Here is a 3561-nt window from a genome sequence, read left to right as displayed (position 1 = left end):
CGCCACCAGACGGCGCGCAACGGCGGTGCGCAGCGCGGACAGGGTGAGCTCCTGCCAATCCTCGAAGGACAGATCCCGTTCCTCGGGGCGCGGCACGAAGCTGATATCCCAGTAGCAGCGATCGCGCTGGCGTCCGTCCGGCTCGATGGTCCGAATGGTGGCCGGCGCGAGCTTGCGCACGCCGCTCAGGATGGAGTGCGGCGCCGGGACCACGGCGTGGAAGTGCATGTAATGATGCAGGGCCACCGGGTCGATCTCGGTCGAGACACCGCCGCCCTCGAGCACGGCCGGCAAGGTCGAGGCAAAGCGCAGACCGCCCGGCACCTCGGCGTAATAGAGCGGCTTGATCCCGAGACGGTCGCGTACCAGGGTCAGGCGACCGGAGTCCCGCTCGGCGACGGCGAAGGCGAACATGCCGTGAAAACGATCCACGCAGGCATCGCCCCAGGCATGAAACGCCTTCAGGACCACCTCCGTGTCGCCGTGCGAGAAGAACCGATAGCCTTTGCCTTCCAGCTCGGCGCGCAGCTCTTTGTAGTTGTAGATGCAGCCGTTGAAGGCGATCGAGAGACCCAGCTCGCTGTCCACCATGGGTTGCGCCGCATGGTTGCTCAGGTCGATGATCGAGAGGCGGCGATGCGCAAGCGCGACCCGTCCCTGCTGCCAGAGGCCGTCGCCATCCGGGCCGCGCGGGATGATGGCCGCACTCATGGCGCTCAAGGCGCCGAGGTCGATCGGGTTGTCGTCAAAGCGGATCTCACCGCAAAGTCCACACATGAGGGTCTCCTGAAGGTCCGAAGTACGGGATGTGACGGGCTGGCAGACGCTAAAGCACGGGGTCGTGCGCCGGCGTCGCCCTGGCTCGGCCGCTGCACTCGGATGGTACGAAAATCGATTCGGGCGGGGCGGGGGTTTTGGTGCGAGGCGCCTAGGGATCGAACCCGACGCAGGGGTCCGAAACACAGGTGCGGCGCCGAGTGAAGGCGATGCGAAAGCGGGGGGTAAACATCTGCGGAATCGGCATCGTCGTTCGTCCGCGGATCTCGAATTTCACGATGAACACGCATAGATGATACCGAATGCGGCGCCTTCTGGCCACCGCGCGACCACCACGGAGCGTCGGCAGACCGGTCGAACGGACGCCGCGGGTGGCCAGGTTCCATTTGTCCGGCGCGGCCCCACCCTCTTGTCCAGAATCTGTTCAAGTCGCTGTCCGGGAGCGTGCCCAAAGACATTTCCCGGATCACCTCACCAGGACCATTTAGGCAACACCATGGCAAAGAAACCCAAGCTCACTCAGGTTTTCACGCACAGCCATTACGCCACCAGCTTCGAGGCCGAATCCGACGACGAGGTCTACGACGAGCGCAAAGAGGCGTTGGTCAAGAGCATGCTCGGCGAGATCGGCGAAGACCCCGATCGCGAGGGGCTGCGCCGCACGCCCTTGAGGGTCGCCAAGGCCATGGACTTTCTCACCAGCGGCTATTCCATGTCCGCCGAGGAGATCATCAAGAAGGCACTCTTCGCGGAAGACGTCAAAGAGATGGTGGTCGTGCGCGATATCGAGTTCTACTCGATGTGCGAGCACCACATGCTGCCATTCTTCGGTCATGCGCATGTCGGCTATCTGCCCAACGGCAAGGTCGTCGGCCTGAGCAAGATCGCCCGTGTGGTCGACGTCTTCGCACGCCGCCTGCAGGTCCAGGAACGCCTGACCAGCCAGGTCGCCGATGCGCTTATGGAGCACCTCGGCGCGCACGGTGTCGCCGTCGTCATGGAAGCCAGTCATACCTGCATGATGATGCGCGGCGTGCAGAAACAACGCAGCTCGACCGTCTCCAGCGCCATGCGCGGCACCTTCGAGACCGACCCGCGCACGCGCTCCGAGTTCATGTCGTTCATCAAGGGATGATCGCAACTCTCCAACCGACGATACAAAAAAACCAAAACGCGTAGGATGGGTAGAGCGCAGCGAAACCCATCCTCACAGCTCCAACGCCCGATCCGGACGGCGGCACGACCCTTCAATCAACGTGGGTAGAGCGCAGCGAAACCCATCCTTACAGCTCCAACGCCCAATCCGGACGGCGGCACGACCCGTCAACCAACGTGCTCACCCTGTCTCGGAACCGTCACAAATCGAGCATCCGCCGCGACAGCACGACGTCGGGCAGCGCGGCATGCGCATCGCGGATCATGCGCTCGGTCGTCGGCCAGTCGACACAGGCATCCGTCACCGAGCAGCCGTAGCGCAACTGCTCGAGGTCCGCGGGGATCGATTGCTGTCCGGCCTCGATGAAGCTCTCCACCATCAAGCCGACGATCGAGCGATTTCCGCCGGCAATCTGATTCACACAATCGTGCATCACCAGCGGCTGAAGCTCCGGTCGCTTGAAACTGTTGGCATGAGAGCAGTCGATGACGATGTTCGCGGGTAGGCCGGCCTTGGTCAGCGCCTCCTCGGCCATGGCGACGCTCACCGTGTCGTAGTTGGGGCGATTGCCCCCGCCACGCAGCACCAGATGACCGTAGCGGTTGCCGCGAGTCCTGACGACACTGGTCAAGCCTCGGGCGTTGATTCCCAGAAAGCTGTGCGGCTGGGCCGCCGAGAGGATCGCATTGATCGCGGTGTCGACCGAGCCGTCCGTACCGTTCTTGAAGCCGACCGGGGTCGACAGACCGGAGGACATCTCGCGATGGGTCTGAGACTCCGAGGTCCGCGCACCGATGGCCGTCCAACAGATCAGGTCCCACAGGTATTGCGGGGCGATGGAATCGAGCGCCTCGGTCGCGGTGGGCAAACCCAGCTCGGTGACCTCGAGCAGGAACTGCCGCGCCTTCTCCATGCCCTCGGCGATGCTGAAGGTATCGTTCAGGTTCGGATCGTTGATGTAGCCCTTCCATCCGGTGGTCGTACGCGGCTTCTGGAAATAGACCCGCATCGCCAACACCAGGCGGTCCGAAACCGCATCGGCCAACACCCTGAGCCGCCGGGCGTAATCCAGACCGGCGACCGGATCGTGGATCGAGCAAGGTCCGACGACAACAAAGATCCGAGGATCACGCCGATCCAGAATCGCCTGCAGGGTCTCGCGACCTGCGAGCACGGTCGCCGAAGCCTGATCGGAGATCGGCACGGCACGATGGATTTCCAGCGGCGAAGGCATCGGATCGAAGCCGCTGACGTTGAGGTTTTCCGTTTTCTGCACGCGCATTCACCTTAAGAATTCAATCGAAGGCCAGAGGTGGCGTCGATCATGAGACCGCCCCCCAAACCTGAAGAGGACTCGTGACACCCGCTGCGCAGTGTCACGCATGCCCCGTGGCGCTCTGCGCCACGCGCAAACTTTGGCCCGAGTCACAAGCGAACCCGCCGGAGTCTCGTCGACACAACGGCCGGGCACGAGGATTCTCCGCGGTACCGCGGATCCCTGTCCATGAGAAAACCGTTGGGTGGACAAGCGCCGTAGGTAGGGTGGACGAGCGAGAGCGAAGTCCACCGAACCCCGCGCCGACGTTGGTGGACTGCGCTGCGCTTGTCCGCCCTATCGGCGGATGTCG

Annotated in this window: 2 protein-coding genes and 1 pseudogene; 1 reads left to right on the top strand and 2 read right to left on the bottom strand. The window is 63.5% G+C overall.

Annotated elements, in window-relative coordinates:
* Nucleotides 1-777, bottom strand: a pseudogene (locus tag GPT33_RS17520) (N-acetylglutaminylglutamine amidotransferase); the annotation flags it as partial.
* Between the two features lie 496 nt (nucleotides 778-1273).
* Between GPT33_RS17520 and folE the strand changes: the two are divergent.
* Nucleotides 1274-1912, top strand: coding sequence for a GTP cyclohydrolase I FolE (gene folE, locus GPT33_RS17515; RefSeq protein ID WP_296811612.1), 639 nt, complete (start codon nucleotides 1274-1276; stop codon nucleotides 1910-1912).
* A 220-nt stretch (nucleotides 1913-2132) separates the two neighbouring features.
* Here folE and GPT33_RS17510 read toward each other — a convergent pair whose 3' ends face one another.
* Complete coding sequence (locus GPT33_RS17510) at nucleotides 2133-3215, bottom strand: 3-deoxy-7-phosphoheptulonate synthase (protein WP_296811609.1); 1083 nt, start codon at nucleotides 3213-3215, stop codon at nucleotides 2133-2135.
* Nucleotides 3216-3561: the final 346 nt, after the last annotated feature.

This window comes from Thiocapsa sp. (assembly GCF_011390875.1).
In the GTDB taxonomy this organism is placed as follows: Bacteria; Pseudomonadota; Gammaproteobacteria; order Chromatiales; family Chromatiaceae; genus Thiocapsa.
The sequence above is the reverse complement of the archived record's forward strand: the minus strand, read 5'-3'. Positions and strand labels throughout refer to the sequence as shown.